Source organism: Baekduia soli, assembly GCF_007970665.1.
Taxonomy (GTDB): Bacteria; Actinomycetota; Thermoleophilia; order Solirubrobacterales; family Solirubrobacteraceae; genus Baekduia; species Baekduia soli.
Map to the genome: position 1 here is coordinate 526,411 of NZ_CP042430.1, position 17,612 is coordinate 544,022.

A 17,612-nucleotide genomic window follows, 5' to 3' on the forward strand; every position below is an offset into this window, starting at 1 on the left:
AACGCCGCCGCCCGGGCCGCAGCGACTCAGACATCGCGCGGGCGCTCGGGGGCGTCGATCGGGAACCGCGTGCGGAAGTCCTCGGCCATCTCGCCCATCGTCACCCAGCGCACGCCGGTGTGCTGGTTGATGTGGTCGATCATGCGCTCGAGCACCATGAGCACCTGGGGGCGGCCGCTGACGTCGGGGTGGATCGTGAAGGGGAAGACCGCGTAGTCGAGGTTGCGGTAGACCCAGTCGAACTGGTCGCGCCACATCTGCTCGATATCGCGCGGGCTCTGCCAGCCGTGGCTGTTGGGGACGTTCTTCATGAACATCATCGGCGGCAGGTCGTCCATGTACCAGTTGGCTCCGATCTCGACGAGGTCGATCTCGGTGCCGTGCGTCATCGGGCGCATCCACGTCGCGGCGGGCTGGGAGTAGTCGATCTTCGTCCACTCGTCGCCGACGCGGGCGTAGAACGGCACGAAGTCGCGGTAGCCCTGGCTGTGGTCGTAGCGGAAGCCGTGCTTGAGGAGCAGGTCGACGGTCACCGACGACATCTCCCACCACGGCGCCACGTAGCCCTCGGGCGCGACGCCGGCGACCTCGTGGATGAGCTCGACCGACTTCTTGAGGACGTCCTCCTCCTGGGTCGGCGTCATCGCGATCGGGTTCTCGTGCGTGTAGCCGTGCGCCCCGATCTCGTGGCCGGCCTCGGCGATCATGCGCGTCTGGTCGGGGAAGGACTCCAGGGAGTGGCCGGGGATGAACCAGCTCGTCCGCAGGTCGTAGCGCTCGAACAGCTTGAGCAGGCGCGGGGTGCCGACCTCGCCCGCCCACACGCCGCGCTGGATGTCGGAGGGGGAGTCACCCCCGCCGTAGGAGCCGATCTGCCCGGCGACGGCGTCGATGTCGATGCCGAAGCAGACGAGGATGTCCTTGGCCATGGTTGCGGCTCCCGCTCTGGGTTGAGGTCGTCGGGTCGGGGCGCTGCGCGGGGTGGCCGGCGGCGCCGGCGCGCACGCTACCCCACGGCGGGTCGCCTGGGGGCTCCGATGGTCTTCCGATATGATATCGGAGCTGCCCATGAGACACGCGATCCCGACGATCCCGAGCGGCCTCCGCGGCCGCGACGCCACGGCATGACGGCGGGCCCGCTGGCGGGGGTCCGCATCGTCGACCTCACGCAGACGCTCGCCGGGCCCTACGCCACCATGCTGCTCGCCGACCTGGGCGCCGACGTCCTGAAGATCGAGTCGCCCGGGCGCCCCGACCGGGCGCGCTCCATGCCCACCGTCCGCGTCGGGGACCAGACGGCGTACTTCGCCTGCCTGAACCGCAACAAGCGAAGCGTCGCGCTCGACCTCAAGGACGAGCACGGGCGCGCGGCGTTCCTGCGCCTCGTGGCCTCCGCGCAGGTCGTGGTCGAGAACTTCCGCCCGGGCGTCATGGACCGGCTGGGGGTCGGCTTCGAGGCGCTGCGGGAGGTCAACCCGGCCATCGTGCTGTGCTCGATCTCGGGCTTCGGCGCCGGCGCCGGCGCGCGCGACCAGGCGACCTACGACTACCTCGTGCAGGCGCTGGCCGGGACGATGAGCATCACGGGCGAGCCCGACGGCCCGCCGGCGAAGTACGGCGTGTCGATCGTCGACCACGTCGCGGGGACGTTCGGGGCGCTCGGCGTGCTGGCCGCGCTGCAGGACGCCCAGCGCACGGGCGAGGGACGCCACGTCGACGTGTCGCTGTTCGACACGCACCTGTCCATGCTCACCTACCTCGCCGCCGACTACCTCAACGGCGGCACCGCGCCGGTGCGCCACGCGTCCTCGGCGCACCCGTACATCGTGCCGTCCCAGCTCTTCGAGACCGCCGACGGGCACATCGTGGTCATGCCGCTGGCCGCGCACATGTGGAAGAAGCTCTGCACCGCGCTGGAGCTCGACGAGCTGGCGGCCGACCCCGCCCTCGACGACGCCGAGGGCCGGCTGGCCCAGCGCGAGCGCGTCGTGCGCGGCGTGGGCGCGGCGATCGCGGCGCTGCCCACCGCCGAGGCGCTGGCGCGCCTGGCGTCCAACGAGGTCCCGGCCGCGCCGGTGCGCACCGTCGCCGAGGCGCTCGCCGACCCGCACGTCGCCGACCGCGGGATGCTCGTGGAGGCCGGCGGCGTGCAGATGGTCGGCAACCCCGTGAAGATCTCGGGCTACGACGACCCCGAGTACGCGGCGGCCCCCGACCTCGGCGCCCACACCCGGGAGGTCCTGCGCGAGGCGGGGCTCACCGACGAGGAGGCCGCGCGAGCCGACGGGCTGGGGTAGGGCGCGGGCGCCCGGGGTCGTCCGCCGGCCCCGAGCCCACGCGGATGTCGCGTTGGTGGTGCATCCCCCCACGTCTGCGCCATCCGGCGAGCCGCTGAGCGCGGAGGCGCCCGTTCCGAAACGGATGGGCGCCTGGATGGCGCATGACCACCGCGAGCGCCCTACGCCCCGTCCGGCCGCGTCCAGGCGCCGCGACCCGTGAAGAAGCGGATGAGGATCTCGCCGGCCTCCTGGACGTGGGTCTCGGCCGCGTGGGCCGCCGTGTCGGGGTCGCCGTCCTCGAAGGCCCGCACGATCGCCTCGTGGCCCTGCTCGGAGGCGCCCGACCACTCGGGCACCAGCGCGTAGAACCCCTGGGGGATGAAGCGCAGCGTCGAGCGCAGGACGCGCAGGAGCTTCGGCGCCCCGGCCGCCTCGTTGATGGCCTGGTGGAACTCCCAGTTGACGGCCCCCAGCTGCGCGGGGTCGCCCGCGCCGCGCGCGGCGGCGAAGCAGGCCTCGATGTCGCGCAGCCGCGCGGCGAGCGCCGGGTCGCCCTTCGCGCAGGCCCGCCGGGTCAGCTCCGCGGCCAGCGTCGCGTGCATCCAGAAGACGTCGTGGACGTCCTCGCGCGTGGTGGGCACGACACTGAACGACCGGCTCGGCGAGACCTCGACGAAGCCCTCGGCGGCGAGGCGCAGCAGCGCCTCGCGCACCGGCATCGTGCTGACCCCCAGCAGCGTCGCCAGCTCGTCCTGGGTCATGCGCTGCTCGGCGGTCAGCTCGCCGGTGAGGATCATGTCGCGCAGCGAGTCGGCGACCTCGACGGCCAGCGTGCGCCGCCGCACGGGCCGGGGCGCCGGCCGCGCCTGCCGTCGCGCCGCGGGCATCAGAACACCGCCGGCTGGCGGAACTCCCCCCAGGCGTCCTTGAGCACGGCGACCATCTCGCCCACCGAGCAGTACGCGTGCGCGCAGGTGACCAGCAGGGGCATCAGGTTGACGTCGGGGACGCGGGCCGCGCGGCCGAGCTCGTCCAGCGCCGCGGTCACGGCGCCGGCGTCGCGGGTGCGCCGGACCTCGGCCAGGCGGTCGAGCTGGCGGCGCCGGTTGTCCTCGTCCATCTCGTAGCCCTCGGGCTCGGGCGTGGGCTCGTCGGTCTGGAAGCAGTTCAGCCCCACGACCTTGCGCTCGCCGGACTCCAGCGCGTGCTGCACGGCGTAGGCCTCGTCGGCGATGAGCCGCTGGACGTAGCCCTCCTCGACCCCGCGCACCATGCCGCCGTGGTCGGCGACGTCGTCCATGATCGCGACGATCCGTGCCTCCATCTCGTCCGTCAGCGCCTCGACGTAGTACGAGCCGCCGAGCGGGTCGACGACGCGCGCCACGCCGGTCTCGTGCGCGAGCACCTGCTGCGTGCGCAGCGCGAGCGTCGTGGAGGCCTCGCTGGGCAGCGCGAACGGCTCGTCCCATGCAGCGGTGAACATGGACTGCACCCCGCCGAAGATCGACGCCATGGCCTCGTAGGCGACGCGCACCACGTTGTTCTGGGCCTGCGGCGCGTAGAGCGAGGCGCCGCCGCAGACGCATCCGAAGCGGAACATCGCCGAGCGGTCGTCCTTGGCGCCGTAATGGTCGCGCACGATCGTCGCCCAGCGCCGGCGACCGGCGCGGTACTTGGCGACCTCCTCGAAGAAGTCGCCGTGCGTGTAGAAGAAGAACGAGACCTGGGGGGCGAACTCGTCGATCGTCATGCGCCCGCGGGCGAGGACCTCGTCGACGTAGGCCATGCCGTCGGCCAGGGTGAAGGCCATCTCCTGCGCGGCGGTGGCGCCGGCGTCGCGGAAGTGCGCGCCCGCGACGGAGATCGCGTTGAAGCGCGGGACCTCCGTCGCGCAGAACTCGATCGTGTCGGCGATGAGCCGCATGGAGGGCACGGCGGGCCAGATCCACGTGCCCCGCGAGGCGTACTCCTTGAGGATGTCGTTCTGGATCGTGCCGCGCAGGGCGGCGCGCGGCACGCCCGCCTTGTCGGCGGCCGCGACGTAGAAGGCCAGCAGGATCGCGGCGGTGCCGTTGATGGTGAAGCTCGTGCTGATCTCGTCGAGCGGGATGCCGTCGAACAGGATCTCCGCGTCGCGCAGCGTGTCGATCGCCACGCCGACGCGGCCCACCTCCTCCTCGACGTCGGGATCGTCGGAGTCGAAGCCGCACTGGGTCGGCAGGTCCAGCGCGACCGACAGCCCGGTGCCGCCCTGGCCCAGCAGGTAGCGGTAGCGCGCATTGGACTCCTCGGCGGTGCCGAACCCCGAGTACTGGCGGAACGTCCACAACCGGTCGCGGTAGCCGCCGGCGAAGTTGCCGCGCGTGAACGGGAACTCCCCCGGGCGCCCGATGCGCTCCTGCGCGGGCAGGTCCTCCGGCCCGTAGACGGCGGCCACCGGAATGCCCGAGTCGGTGGCCGGCGCGGTCGTCCCGGACTTCCTGGTCGCCATTCCGATATCATATCGCAGCATCTCTTCAGCGGGAACGGGGTTGCGCGTGGGCGAGGTCACGGTCGAGGTCGACGCAGGTCTGGCGGTCATCACCATCGACCGCCCGCACGCCCGCAACGCGATCGGGCTGGCGACCATCGACGACCTCGGACGCGCCCTGGACGAGCTCGAGCAGGCGGCCGTCGAGGTCCTGGTCATCCGCGGCGGCGGCGACCGCGCGTTCGTCTCCGGCGGTGACCTCAAGGAGCTCAGCGCGATCCGCGACGAGGACGGCGCGATCGCGATGGCCACGAGCATGCGCCGCCTCCTGGACCGCGTCGCGACGTTCCCCGCGCCGGTCATCGCCGCGATGAACGGCCACGCGCTCGGCGGCGGCGCCGAGGTCGCCGTGGCGGCCGACCTGCGCGTCGCCGCCGACGACATCAAGGTCGGATTCACCCAGGTGCGCCTTGGGATCATGCCCGCCTGGGGCGGCGCGGAGCGCCTGGCGGAGATCGTCGGGCGCAGCCGCGCGCTGCTGCTCATCGCGCGCGGCACGACGCTCACGGCCGGCGAGGCCGAGGCGCTCGGCCTCGTCGACGTCGTGGCGCCGCGGGCGGAGTTCGACGCGGCCTGGCGCGAGCTCGCCCAGACGTTCGTCGACCTGCCGCCGGGCACCGGGCGCTCGGTCAAGGACGTGCTCGCCGCCGCCCATCCCAGCCACCACCCCACGCTGGAGGGCCCGGCCGTCCGCCACTTCGCCCGCCTGTGGGTCGGCGACGCCCACTGGGCCGCCGCCGAACGCCCGCGTCCCGCCCGCAACCCCACGGAGGCCTGATGCCCGCCCGTATCCTCGTCGCCAAACCCGGCCTCGACGGCCACGACCGCGGCGCCAAGCTCGTCGCCCGCGCGCTGCGCGACGCCGGCTACGAGGTCATCTACACCGGGATCCGCCAGCGGCCCGACGAGGTCGCCCGCGTCGCCGCCCAGGAGGACGTCCAGATCCTCGGCCTGAGCATCCTCAGCGGCTCGCACCTCGCCCTGACGCGCAAGACGATCGCCGCCCTCCAGGACGCCGGGGCGACCGACGTCCACGTCGTCGTCGGCGGGACGATCCCGACCACCGACGTCCCCAAGCTGCTCGAGGCCGGTGCGAGCGCCGTGTTCCCGACGGGCACCCCGCTGGACGACCTGCTGGCCGGGATCGCGCGGCTGACCGGCGACGGCGAGCCCGAGCCCGCCACCCCGTGACGGCGCCCGTGCCGCAGGACCTGCTGGACGCCGCGCGAGACGGACGCACCGCGCCCCTGGGCCGGCTCGTCTCCCTCGTCGAGCGCGGCGGCCCCGCGGCCCGCGACGTGGCCCGCGCCGCCTACCCGCTCAGCGGCGCCGCCTACACCGTCGGCATCACCGGCGCCCCCGGCGCGGGCAAGTCGACGCTGACCGGCCGCCTCGTCGGCGCGCTGCGTTCCCGGGAGGACCGCGTCGCCGTGCTGGCCGTCGACCCCTCCTCGCCCTACTCGGGCGGCGCCATCCTCGGCGACCGCGTGCGCATGCACGACCACGTCCTCGACGACGGCGTCTTCATCCGCTCCATGGCCACCCGCGGGCACCTCGGCGGCCTGTCGCTCGCCGCGCCCGAGGCCGTCCGCGTGCTCGACGCCGCCGGCTACGACTGGGTCCTGCTGGAGACCGTCGGCGTCGGCCAGGTCGAGCTCGACGTGACGCAGACCGTCGACACGACGATCGTCGTCGTCAACCCGGGCTGGGGCGACGACGTGCAGGCGGCCAAGGCCGGGCTGCTGGAGATCGCCGACGTGCTCGTCGTCAACAAGGCCGACCGCCCGGGCCTGGACGAGACCCGCATGGACCTCGAGAACATGCTCGACACGAGCACGACCGCCGGCGACGGCTGGCGGCCGCCGGTCGTGGCGACCGTCGCGGCCGACGGCGGCGGCGTCGACGACCTCCTCACCGCGATCGAGGGCCACCGCGCCTGGCTGGCCGGCGAGGACCGCCTGGCCGCCGCCCGCGCGGCGCGCCTGTGGGACGAGGTCGAGTCGATCCTCGCCGCGCGCCTGCGCCGCCGCGCCCAGCGGATGCTCACCGACGACGGGATCGCGTCGGTGCGCTCCCGCGTCGGCGCTCGCGACCTGGACCCGTGGTCGGCCTCGGACCGCATCCTCGCGGCACTGGACGGCGGCGCGCCGCCGGCCCCGTCCGATCCCGGCGCGTGAGCGGAAACGCCCATCGCCCACCTGTGACAATCCTTGCTTCCCTGGACAGGAGAGACGGTCATGGCCTCAACGGTGGATCAGAACGCGACCCTGGAGCGCCCGCCGCTGCTGGCGCTCTACGAGCAGATGCTGCGCATCCGGCGCTTCGAGGAGCACACGCAGGAGCTCTTCAACAGCGGCGAGGTCGTCGGCACGGCCCACAGCGCGATCGGCCAGGAAGCGGTGGCGGTGGGCGCCGGCGCGGTGCTGCGGCCCGATGACTACATCGTCGGCCACCACCGCAGCCACGGGCACCTCGTGGCCCGCGGCGCCGACGTCTACCGGATGGTCGCCGAGCTGCTCGGCCGCGAGACCGGCTACTGCAAGGGCCTGGGCGGCTCGATGCACATCGCCGACGTCTCGCTCGGGATCCTGGGCTGCAACGGCATCGTCGGCGCGGGCCTGCCGATCGGCGTCGGGGCGGCGCTCTCGGCGCGCGTCCGCGGCACCGACCAGGTCGTGGTCGTGTTCTTCGGCGACGGCGCCGCCGGCCAGGGCCTGGCGCACGAGGCGATGAACCTCGCGGCGGTCTGGAAGCTGCCCGTCGTCTTCGTCTGCGAGAACAACGGCTTCCAGCTCTCGGCCGAGTGGGAGGAGATCCGGCCGCTGGAGGACGTCGCCGCCCGCGCCGCGTCCTACGACATGCCCAGCGCCATCGCCGACGGCAACGACGTCCAGGCCATGCTCGACGCGATGGGCGAGGCCGTCGCCCACACCCGCGCGACCGGCCGCCCCTACCTGCTGGAGGCCAAGACCTTCCGGCTGCAGCAGCACTCCATGCGGGCCAACCTGCCCGAGCTGCGCTCGGAGGACGTCGTGCGCTCGTGGTGGGAGCGCGACCCGCTCGTGCGCCTCGAGCGGCAGCTCTCCGACGCCGACCGCGCCCAGCTCGACGCCATCCGCGAGCGCGTCGAGGCGGAGTTCCAGGACGCGCTGGACGCGGCGCGCGGCGACGCCGTCCTCGCCGAGGACCAGCTCGACGCCATCGTCTACGCGCCGGCGCCGGAGCTGCCCGCCGAGCCGGGCCCCGGCGGCGGCCGGACGCTCGGCTACCTCGGCGCGGTCAACGAGGCGATGGCCCAGGAGATGGACGCCGACGAGTCCGTCGTGGTCATCGGCGAGGACGTCGCCCGGCTGGGCGGCATCTTCCAGGCCACCAAGGGCCTGCACGAGCGCTTCGGCGCCGCGCGGGTGCGCAACACGCCGATCTCGGAGGGCGGCTTCACCGGCGCCGCCGTCGGCGCGGCGATGACCGGCCTGCGCCCCATCGTCGAGATCCAGATCTTCGACTTCGTGACGATGGCCATGGACGCGATCGTCAACCAGGCGGCCAAGATGCGGTTCATGACCGGCGGGCAGACGACGATCCCGATGGTCGTCCGCGGGCCGGGCGGCGGGGGCGTGCGCCTCGCCGCGCAGCACTCCCAGAGCCTCGAGGCGTGGTTCGCCCATATCCCGGGCCTGAAGGTCGTCGTGCCGTCGGGGCCCTACGACGCCAAGGGCCTGCTGGCGGCCGCGATCCGTGACGACAACCCGGTGATCTTCATCGAGTCCAAGTCCCTGCTCTTCAGCGAGGAGGAGGTGCCCGAGGAGCGCTACGCGATCGAGCTGGGCACCGCGGCGATCAAGCGCGCGGGCACCGACGTGACGATCATCGCCACCCAGGGCATGGTGACCCAGGCGCTGCGCGCCGCCGGCCGCCTCTCGCGCGACGGGATCGAGGCCGAGGTCATCGACCCGCGCACGATCTACCCGCTGGACCTCGAGACGATCGTCGCCTCCGTGGCGCGCACGAACCGGGTCGTCGTCGCACACGAGGCCGTCGGGTTCTGCGGCTTCGGCGCCGAGGTCGCGGCGCTGGTCTCCGAGCACGCCTTCGACGAGCTCGACGCACCGGTGCTCCGCGTGAGCGCACCGCACCGGCCCATGCCCTACCAGAAGGACCTCGAGCGGGCGACGATGCCCGAGGCCGACGCCATCGTCGACGCGGTCCGGCGGCTCGGATGACCGACATCGCCATGCCGCGGCTCTCCGACTCGATGGAGGAGGGCACGATCATCACCTGGCTCGTGGAGGAGGGCCGGGAGGTCGCCGCCGGCGACGAGCTCGCCGAGATCGAGACCGACAAGGCCACGGCGACGTACGAGTCGCCGGCCGCGGGCGTCCTGGTCATCGTCGCCGCCGCGGGCGAGACCGTCGCGGTCGGCGCGCCCATCGCCCGGCTGCAGGAGCAGGGCGCGCCGGCGCCCGAGCCCGTCGGGGCGGCCGTCGTCCCCGAGGCGGCCGAGGCGACCGCGGCGGCCCCCGCCGCGCCGCACGGCCTGCGCCGCGACGGGCGCCCCAAGGCCTCGCCGCTGGCGCGCCGCACGGCCAGCGCGCTGCGGGTCGAGCTGACGTCGGTGGCCGGCACGGGGCCGGGCGGCCGCATCCTCGGCCGCGACGTCACCGAGGCCGCCGCGGCGGCCGCGCCCAACGGCCGCCCCCCGCCGAGCCCGCGGCCGCACCGGCGCCCGCGCCTGCCGCGGCGCCCGAGCCGGTGGCCGGCGCGGCGCCCGAGCCCGCCACCGCCGGGATCAAGGGCGAGACGACGACCGTCGAGCTCTCGCGGCTGCAGCAGACCGTCGCGCGCCGCATGGCCGAGTCGCGCGCCACGATCCCCGACTTCTCGCTGCAGATGGACGTCGACGCGAGCGCACTGCTGGCGCTGCGCGACCGGCTGCGCGAGCTGGGCGACCACCCTCCGTCGGTCAACGACCTCGTCGTCAAGGCCGCCGCGCTGGCGCTCGTGCGCCACCCGCGCGTCAACGCGAGCTGGCGCGACGGCGCCGTCGAGCTCTACGCGCGCGTCAACGTCGGCGTGGCCGTCGCCGCCGAGCAGGGCCTCGTCGTCCCGACCATCGCCGACGCCGACCGCAAATCGCTGGGGACGATCGCCGCCGAGGCCCGCGCGCTGGCCGAGCGCGTGCGCGCCGCGGAGATCACCCCGCCCGAGCTGGCGGGCGGCACGTTCACGGTGTCCAACCTCGGGATGTTCGGAGTCTCGGCGTTCACCGCGGTCATCAACCCGCCGCAGGCGGCGATCCTCGCCGTCGGCGCGGTCCGGGAGGTGCCGGCGGTCCGCGACGGCGCGCTGGTGGCGGTCCCGACGATGGGCCTGACGCTGTGCTGCGACCACCGGGTCCTGGACGGCAGCCAGGGCGCGCGCTACCTGGCCGAGGTCCGGGACCTGCTCGAGCAGCCGCTGCGGCTGGCGCTCTAGAGGCCGGAGGCCGGCTCGAGCCACTCGTCGCCCGGGGCCGGCGCCTCGGGCGCGGGCGCGATGACGCCGGCGTGGATGGCGACCGCGACGAGCTCGGTCTTCGACGTGACGTCGAATCGCGCCTTGAGCTTCTGCAGGTGGAACCGGACCGTGGACTCCGAGATGAACATGCGCCGACCGATCTGCTCGTTGGTCAGCCCCCGCGCCGCGAGCTCGAGCACACGCACCTGGCGCGGCGTCGCCACGCTCGCGCAGGCCATGACCAGGCTGCGCTCGTGCTGGTCCTTGACGACGCGCGACGCGGCCGTCGACGGCGCGCGCTCGCCGCGGGCCACCCGATCCAGGGCCGAGCGCAGCTCCTGCAGGCCCGCGGACTTCGTGACGTAGGCGGCCGCCCCCGCCTCCAGCGCGCGCCGGACGGTCTCCTCGTCGAGGTAGGCCGTGAGCACGACCACGCGCATCCGCGGGTGCTCGGACAGCAGCGCGCGCGTGAGCTCCTCGCCCGAGGTGTCGGGCAGCCGGAGGTCGACCACCGCGATGTCGGGGCGCGTGCGCCGCGCCTCCCTCAGCGCGCCTCGCCCGGTCAGCGCCGTGGCCACCACGTCGTGGCGCGGATCGGCGGCGAGCGCCGCACGCAGCCCCTCGACCACCAGCGCGTGGTCGTCGACGACGAGGATGCGGACGTGCTCGGGGTTCACCGCGGCGCCACGCCGACGAGGTTGAGGGCGAGACGGCGGTAGATCTCGACGATCTGGTCGGCGTCCAGCGCCCCGTCGCGGTGGTACCAGTTGGCCACCGCGGTGCACATCGTCACCACCGCGCGGGAGGCCTCGCGCACGGCGTCGACGTGGAACGCGCCGGCGGCCACGCCCTCGGCGACCACCGCGGTGAAGATCTCCTCCTGGCGGTCGCGCTTGGCGACGACGCGCCGCAGGGACGCCGGCGAGAGGCTGCGCAGCTCGGTGTTGCCGACGAAGCTCTCCTCGGGGCGGTCGGTGTGGAAGCGCACGTGGGCGACCACGACGGCCGAGAAGCGATCGACCGGGTCGGGGCCGGCCTCGGCCAGCGCCGCCTCGGTCCCGGCGATCAGGTCGTCCATCGTGCCCTCGAGCAGCGTCTCGACGAGCGCGAGCTTGGACGGGAAGTGGTGGTAGAGCCCCGGCACGCTCACGCCCGCGCGCGCGGCGACCTGGCGGATCGTGGTGCCGTGGTAGCCGCGCTGCACGAAGGACTCCAGCGCGGCGACGAGCACCTGCTCCCGGCTGCTGAGCGTGGTGCTGTCGCGGCCCAGGAGGCCCGCGTCGTCGGGGATGGTGACCAGGTGGGAGATGGGACCGGGCAAGGCGACCGTCCGTGACCCGTTGCGGTTGACTTCACCGCGACGGCGCGGATAGCTTACCGAGCGATCGGTCGGTCATCGGGGTTCCGAGTCGCGCCGGAGTCTCCGGCGCCGTCCACAAGGAGAGAACGGGTCCATGCCCTCAGTCGTCATCGCGGGTGCCAGCGGGGTCGTGGGGAACGCGGCGGTCGAGCGCTTCCTCGAGCACAGCGGGTGGGACGTCGTCGCGCTGTCGCGCCGGCGCCCGGAGATCGACAGCACCCGGGCCTACACCCACCTCTCGGTCGACCTGCGCGACGCCGACGCCGCCAAGTCGGCGCTGGGCGGGCTCAAGGAGGTCACCCACCTCGTCTACGCCGCGCTCTACGAGAAGCCGGGCCTGATCCCCGGCTGGAGCGAGCAGGACCAGATGGACACCAACCTGCAGATGCTCAAGAACACGCTCGAGCCGCTGCTGGCCGCCAACCCCGCGCTGCGCCACGTCACGCTGCTGCAGGGCACGAAGGCCTACGGCATCCACCTGCACCCGATGCCGATCCCCGCGCGCGAGAAGGCCCCGCGCGATGACCACGCCAACTTCTACTGGCTGCAGGAGGACTACCTGCGCGGCAAGGCGGCCGAGACCGGCTTCGCGTGGACGATCCTGCGCCCGCAGCTCATCATCGGCCGCTCCTGGGGCGTCGCGATGAACCTCGCGCCGATCATCGGCGCCTACGCGGCGATCTGCCGCGAGGAGGGCCGTCCGTTCGCGTTCCCGGGCGGCGTGCCCTACGTGTGGGAGGCCGTGGACTCGCGCCTGGTCGCCGACGTCATCCACTGGGCCGGCGGCTCGCCGCTGGCGGTCAACGAGCACTTCAACGTCACCAACGGCGACGTGTTCGCCTGGCGCGACCTGTGGCCCGGGATGGCCGAGGTGCTCGGTGTTGAGCCGGCGCCCGACGACGCGTTCTCCATGGCCGAGTTCCTGGAGTCCAAGGGCGATGTGTGGAGCACGATCGTCAAGAAGCACGGTCTGCGCGACATCCCGCTCTCCGACATCCTCGGCGAGTCGCACTACTACGCCGACTTCTGCTTCGCCTTCGGTGCGACGGAGGCGCCGCCGCCGGCGTTCTCGAGCCGCATCAAGCTCAGCCAGGCCGGCTTCACCGACGTCTACGACACCCAGGAGACCTTCCGCTTCTGGCTGCAGGACCTCATCGGCCGCCGCGTGCTGCCGCGGGCCGACAGCTGACAGGTCCTCGGCGGTCGCGGGCGGGCGCGCATGGCGCGCCCGCGCGCGCCGGGGGCCGGTCCGGCGTGGTCCGGGGCGGCGAGGGGAAGGACGTCTGGTGCGATGCCGGCGCCGGGGTCCTCCGCGGGGGGCGGCCGAGCGCCCCGCACGGAGCGCCACTGCCCACGGAGCGCCGCCGCCACCGCCCGCTAGTCCCCACCCGCCTCGGCGAGCAACCTGATGGTGTTGCGGATGTGGCCCCGGGCCTCGGCCTCGGCCCGCCTCGCATCGCCGGCGAGGATGGCCTCCGCGATGCGCTCGTGGTGGCCGACGGCGTCGCCGGCGATCGTGATCGGCACGACGCGCTCGGGCACCAGGAGCTGGGCCGTGAGGCGCAGGATGTGCTCCTGGGCGTCGACGAACTCGTTGCGCGCCGCCGCCCAGATCGCGTGGTGGAAGCGGACGTTCTCGTTCGTGTACGTGGCGAAGTCGTCGCGGGCGATCGCCTCGTGCTGGCGGGTGAGCGTGTCGGTGAACAGCGGGGCCAGGCCCGGCGCGCCGCGACCGGCCGCGGTGCGGGCGGCGAGCCCCTCCAGCACCTCGCGAACCTCGTAGGCGGCGCGGACGCGGGGCAGGTCCAGCGAGGTGACGCGCACGCCGCGGCCCGGCACGACCTGGAGCAGGCCCTCGCCGGCCAGGGTGCGGAACGCCTCGCGCAGCGGCGTGCGGCTGACCCCGAGCTCCTCGGCCAGCCCCTCCTGGCGCAGCGGCGTGCCGGGCGGGTAGTCGCCGCGGTAGATCCGGTCGCGCAGCAGCGCGACCACGTCGTCGTTGAGCTGGCTGCGCGTGAGCACGTCGCCGCGGGGCCGCCCGTCAGGTCGCGCGGGCCGCCGCCCGCGCGGCGTCGGTCGCCTCGGCGTCCGGGCGCAGCTCGTCGTCGAGCACGACGCCGTAGTCGCGGCGGGCGTCCTGCACGGTGATCAGCCCGTCGCGCGCGTCGCGGGCCACAAGCTGCGGATCGCGCTCCAGCGGGTCGCCGTAGCCGCCGCCGCAGGCGGTGTGGAACTCGACGCGGTCGCCCGGGTTGAGCTTGTGCGAGGTGAACTTGGAGGGCAGCGGCGCCGCGACGCCGTCGGCGGTGGTGACGATCGTCCGCGCCGTGCGCCCGTTATGGCCGCCGAAGATGCCCTTGGGCGGGTCGAACTGGCGCTCGGCCTCCGAGGTCACCCAGCCCTCGCCGAGGAAGCGCGTGGTCCGCACGATCCCCAGGCCGCCCCGCCAGCGCCCGGGGCCGGGGCCTCGTCGCGCAGCTCGTAGCGCTCGACGCGGACCGGGAAGGAGAGCTCCTCCTCCTCGATCGGGTTGTTGCGGATGTTCTCCATGAGGCAGCCGATCGAGTCCATGCCGTCCTTGCCCAGGCGCCCGCCCCAGCTGGATTCGTTGACCTGGATGTAGACCCAGTAGTTGCGCGTCTCCTCGTCCAGGCCGCTGAACGCGATGACGTGGACCTCCGCGCCGGTGCCGGCGCAGACCTTGTCGGGCAGGGCGTCGGCCAGCGCGAGCAGGATGCTGTCGGCGGCGATGTTGCACGCGCAGAACCGGGCGTAGGTCGCGCGCGGGAAGCGGGGGTTGAACAGCGAGCCCTCGGGCGCGATGACGTGGACCGGCCGGAACATCCCCTCGTTGTTGGGGATGTAGGTGTCGTGGCGGGCCTGGTCGAGGAAGATCGAGCGCACCGCGAAGTACGCGGCGATCTTCGTCGAGCCCTCCAGCGGCGCGTTGACCGCGGTGTCGACCTCGGGGTGGCTGCCGGTCAGGTCGACGGTGATGTCGCTGCCCTGCTTGACGACCTTCAGGCGGATCGCCAGGTGCACGTCGCGGTTGCGGCCGTCGTCGTCCATCCACTGCACGGGGGCGACGTACTCGCCGTCGGGCATCTTGGCGATCTCGGTGCGCAGGAGCCGCTCGCAGTGGTCCATCCACGCGTCGGCCGCCCCGAGGACGGTGTCGCGCCCGTACTTCTGCAGCAGCGCGCCGAACCGCTTGGCCCCCAGCTGCGAGGCGGTGTAGAGCGCCTCGATGTCACCGCGGTTGATCTCCGGCGTGCGGACGTTGTCGAAGACGTGGCGCATGAGCTCGGCGTTGCGCTCTCCGCCGACCTCGAACTTCAGCGCCTTGTAGTTGCGGCCCTCGGCGAACGCGTCGAAGGCGTCCGTGCACAGACCCGCCGAGGCCGAGCCCAGATCGGCCAGGTGCGCGGTGTCGGCCGCCCAGGCGACGAGCTCGCCCTCCCAGAAGATCGGCACCGCGATGCAGATGTCGGCGAGATGCGACGCGCCGTTGTGTGGGTCGTTGTGCATGAAGGCATCGCCCTCGACGATGTCGTCGCCCCACACCTGCAGGATGCCCTTGAGGTAGGCGCCGATCGAGCCGCAGTGCATCGCGGTCGTCTCGCTCTCGGCGATCTCCTCGCCGGCCGCGGTGTACAGGCCGGCGCCGAGGTCCTCGGCCTCGCGGATGATCTGGAAGAAGGCGGTGCGGAAGATGACCTGGGCCATCTCCTTGGCGATGGACCCGAAGGCGCCGCCCAGCACGCGCAGGGTCATCGGGTCGATGGTGGTGCCGGTCTGGCTCATGCCGTCTCCAGGATCAGGTTGCCGTGGGGGTCGACCGTGCACGGGATCCCCGGGTTGATGACCGTGGTCGAGTCGAACTGCTCGACGACCGCCGCGCCGGTGATGCGGTCCCCCGCCCGCAGCAGCGCCCGGTCGTAGAACTTCGTGGGGTGGCGCCGGCGCTCGCCGGCGACGACGTAGACGACGTCCTGCTCGTGCACGACGGCACGCGACGGGTCGCCGTCGCCCTGCTCCAGCAGCGGCCAGCGCACCTCGGGGCGGCGCCCGACGCCCATGACGCGGATGTTGACCGCGGTGATCGCGCCGTCGAAGCGCCGCGAGTAGGTGCGCTCGTGCTCGGCGTGGAAGGCCTCCTCCACGGCCGCCGCCCATGCTGCCGGGTCGCCCTCCAGCGCCGGGATCTCGACGGTCAGCTCGTAGCCCTGGTTGGCGTAGCGGCAGTCGGCGTAGCGGCGCAGCGCGATGTCCTCCTCGGAGATCGCGTCGCGGCGCAGCGCCTGCAGCGCCGAGGCGTCCAGCTCGGTGTAGTGGGCGACGAGCCGGTCCCAGTCCAGCTCGGCCAGCGGTTGCATCTCCGTGGCGGAGAACTCGTACAGCGTGTCGGTCGCCAGCAGGCCCAGGGCCGACGTGATGCCCGGCCGCGGCGGGATGAGGACCCGCGGGATGCCCATCTCCTGCCCGATCTCGCAGGCGAACTGCGCGCCGGCGCCGCCGAGGGCGACGAACGTGAAGTCCCGCGGGTCGTAGCCCTTCTGCACCGAGTTGAGCTCGATGGCCTGGATCATCGAGTGCGTGATGACGCCGACGGTGCTTGCCGCGGCCTCCTCGACGTCCATGCCCAGCGGGCCGCAGACGTGCTCGCGCAGCGCCTGCTCGGCGAGCGCGGGATCGACGACCATCGCGCCGCCCAGGAACGTCGACGGCCGCAGGCGGCCGAGCACGACCATCGCGTCGGTGACCGTCGGCCGGGTGCCGCCGCGCATGTAGCACGCGGGCCCGGGGTGGGCGCCCGCCGACTGCGGGCCGACGTGGAACATCCCCGTCTCGTCGACGTAGGCCAGCGAGCCGCCGCCCGCGCCGATCGTGTCCAGCTCGGCCATCGGGATCATCGCGGCGTAGCCCCCGACCTGGGTGTCGAGGAGGTGCTTGAGCCGCAGCTCTCCGCGCGGCGCCACGCCGATGTCGGCCGACGTGCCGCCGACGTCCAGCGTGATGACGTTGTCGAAGCCGGCCAGCCGCGCCGCCCACAGGCCGCCCATGAGCCCGCCCACCGGACCCGACATGAGCAGGTTGGCGGGCTGGCGGGTGGCGCCGGCCACCGTCGCGACCCCGCCCGCCGAGGTCATCATCTGCAGCTCGGCTCGGATGCCGCGCCCGGCCAGGCCCGCCGACAGCCGCTCGAGGTAGCGGTTGGTCTTCGGGCCGACGTAGGCGCACAGCGCAGCGGTGGAGAACGCCTCGTACTCCCGGTAGCGCGGGGCGACGTCGCTGCGCAGGAACACGTACACGTCGTCGGCCAGCTCCTCGCGCAGGATCTCGCCGACGCGCTGCTCGTGGACCGGGTTGAGGAACGAGAACAGCAGGCACACGGCCACGGCCTCGACGCCCCGCGCGGCCAGCAGCCGGGCCGCCGCCCGGACGGCGTCCTCGTCGAGCGGGATCTCGACCTCGCCCGTGGGCGGCACGATGCGCTCGGCGACCGGCAGCCGGTTCTCACGTGGCACGAGCGGGTGCTCCTGCCACGGGACCTCCTGGTGGATGGAGAACGTGAGCGGCCGCCGGTGGCGCGCCGTGTGCAGGATGTCGCGGAAGCCCTCGGTGGTGATCATCCCCGTCCGTGCCCCGTCGCGCTCGAGGACGATGTTGGTGGCGATGGTCGTGCCGTGCAGGAACTGGTCCAGGCCGGCCGGGTCCAGCCCCGCACGTTCCAGCAGGCGCGTCGCCCCGTCCAGGACGCCCGCCGCCGGGTCGCCGGTCGTCGTCGGCACCTTCTCGACGTGCACCTCGCCGGCCTCCTCGTCGATGACGAGGAGATCCGTGAACGTGCCGCCGACATCGACTCCCAAGCGCACCGCGGTCTCCTTGTTCGGACATCGTCACCCTATCCTGGATCCAGGATCCGGTGGGGGCGGGCGCCGGGCCG

Annotated in this window: 14 protein-coding genes and 2 pseudogenes; 8 read left to right on the forward strand and 8 right to left on the reverse strand. The window is 73.5% G+C overall.

Features of this window, described 5'->3' with window-relative positions; all coding sequences use genetic code 11:
- Positions 1–26: 26 nt before the first annotated feature.
- Positions 27–929 carry a polysaccharide deacetylase family protein gene (locus FSW04_RS02305; RefSeq protein WP_146915825.1) on the reverse strand — a complete coding sequence of 301 codons (903 nt, stop codon included), beginning with the start codon at positions 927–929 and terminating at the stop codon, positions 27–29.
- 195 nt (positions 930–1,124) lie between these two features.
- Between FSW04_RS02305 and FSW04_RS02310 the strand changes: the two genes are divergently transcribed.
- Entirely contained in the window at positions 1,125–2,297 is a 1,173-nt protein-coding gene (locus tag FSW04_RS02310) for a CaiB/BaiF CoA transferase family protein (protein WP_187369172.1), read from the forward strand.
- Positions 2,298–2,458: 161 nt separating this feature from the next.
- Here the strand turns inward: FSW04_RS02310 and FSW04_RS02315 are convergent, their stop codons facing one another.
- Positions 2,459–3,166 (reverse strand): GntR family transcriptional regulator, encoded by a 708-nt coding sequence (locus FSW04_RS02315; protein WP_146915829.1) that lies wholly within the window; start codon positions 3,164–3,166, stop codon positions 2,459–2,461.
- Positions 3,166–4,770, reverse strand: coding sequence for an acyl-CoA mutase large subunit family protein (locus tag FSW04_RS02320; RefSeq protein WP_146915831.1), 1,605 nt, complete (start codon positions 4,768–4,770; stop codon positions 3,166–3,168). The genes FSW04_RS02315 and FSW04_RS02320 overlap by 1 nt, the downstream gene beginning before the upstream one ends.
- Between FSW04_RS02320 and FSW04_RS02325 the strand changes: the two genes are divergently transcribed.
- The 6 genes and pseudogenes from FSW04_RS02325 (at position 4,721) to FSW04_RS26690 (ending at position 10,284) form a co-directional block, all read left to right on the forward strand.
- Positions 4,721–5,587: an enoyl-CoA hydratase/isomerase family protein gene (locus FSW04_RS02325; protein WP_146915833.1), complete on the forward strand. Its 867-nt coding sequence runs from the start codon at positions 4,721–4,723 to the stop codon at positions 5,585–5,587. The two genes, FSW04_RS02320 and FSW04_RS02325, sit on opposite strands and share 50 nt — an antisense overlap.
- Positions 5,587–6,000 carry a cobalamin B12-binding domain-containing protein gene (locus FSW04_RS02330; RefSeq protein ID WP_146915836.1) on the forward strand — a complete coding sequence of 138 codons (414 nt, stop codon included), beginning with the start codon at positions 5,587–5,589 and terminating at the stop codon, positions 5,998–6,000. Before FSW04_RS02325 ends, FSW04_RS02330 begins: the two co-directional genes overlap by 1 nt.
- Positions 5,997–6,986: a methylmalonyl Co-A mutase-associated GTPase MeaB gene (gene meaB / locus FSW04_RS02335; protein WP_146915838.1), complete on the forward strand. Its 990-nt coding sequence runs from the start codon at positions 5,997–5,999 to the stop codon at positions 6,984–6,986. The genes FSW04_RS02330 and meaB overlap by 4 nt, the downstream gene beginning before the upstream one ends.
- A 60-nt stretch (positions 6,987–7,046) precedes the next feature.
- Entirely contained in the window at positions 7,047–9,032 is a 1,986-nt protein-coding gene (locus FSW04_RS02340; protein WP_146915840.1) for an alpha-ketoacid dehydrogenase subunit alpha/beta, read from the forward strand.
- A gap of 32 nt (positions 9,033–9,064) precedes the next feature.
- Positions 9,065–9,421, forward strand: a pseudogene (locus tag FSW04_RS28090) (biotin/lipoyl-containing protein); the annotation flags it as partial.
- Between the two features lie 140 nt (positions 9,422–9,561).
- Positions 9,562–10,284: a dihydrolipoamide acetyltransferase family protein gene (locus FSW04_RS26690; RefSeq protein WP_228430817.1), complete on the forward strand. Its 723-nt coding sequence runs from the start codon at positions 9,562–9,564 to the stop codon at positions 10,282–10,284.
- Here the strand turns inward: FSW04_RS26690 and FSW04_RS02350 are convergent.
- Both FSW04_RS02350 and FSW04_RS02355 read right to left on the reverse strand, forming a co-directional pair.
- Positions 10,281–10,982, reverse strand: coding sequence for a response regulator transcription factor (locus tag FSW04_RS02350; protein ID WP_187369173.1), 702 nt, complete (start codon positions 10,980–10,982; stop codon positions 10,281–10,283). The two genes, FSW04_RS26690 and FSW04_RS02350, sit on opposite strands and share 4 nt — an antisense overlap.
- Positions 10,979–11,626 (reverse strand): TetR/AcrR family transcriptional regulator, encoded by a 648-nt coding sequence (locus FSW04_RS02355; RefSeq protein ID WP_228430819.1) that lies wholly within the window; start codon positions 11,624–11,626, stop codon positions 10,979–10,981. Before FSW04_RS02355 ends, FSW04_RS02350 begins: the two co-directional genes overlap by 4 nt.
- 133 nt (positions 11,627–11,759) lie before the next feature.
- Here FSW04_RS02355 and FSW04_RS02360 point away from each other — a divergent pair, with 133 nt between their 5' ends.
- Positions 11,760–12,854: an SDR family oxidoreductase gene (locus FSW04_RS02360; protein WP_146915844.1), complete on the forward strand. Its 1,095-nt coding sequence runs from the start codon at positions 11,760–11,762 to the stop codon at positions 12,852–12,854.
- 188 nt (positions 12,855–13,042) lie between these two features.
- On the opposite strand, the gene FSW04_RS02365 is transcribed toward FSW04_RS02360, so the two are convergent.
- From FSW04_RS02365 to FSW04_RS02375, 3 genes and pseudogenes are all read right to left on the reverse strand, one after another.
- Positions 13,043–13,687, reverse strand: a complete 645-nt coding sequence (locus FSW04_RS02365; RefSeq protein ID WP_146915846.1) for a GntR family transcriptional regulator — start codon at positions 13,685–13,687, stop codon at positions 13,043–13,045.
- Positions 13,688–13,706: 19 nt separating this feature from the next.
- Positions 13,707–15,469: pseudogene (locus tag FSW04_RS25560) on the reverse strand (hydantoinase B/oxoprolinase family protein).
- Positions 15,466–17,541 (reverse strand): hydantoinase/oxoprolinase family protein, encoded by a 2,076-nt coding sequence (locus FSW04_RS02375; protein WP_146915848.1) that lies wholly within the window; start codon positions 17,539–17,541, stop codon positions 15,466–15,468. The pseudogene FSW04_RS25560 and the gene FSW04_RS02375 overlap by 4 nt, the downstream one beginning before the upstream one ends.
- Positions 17,542–17,612 lie beyond the last annotated feature (71 nt).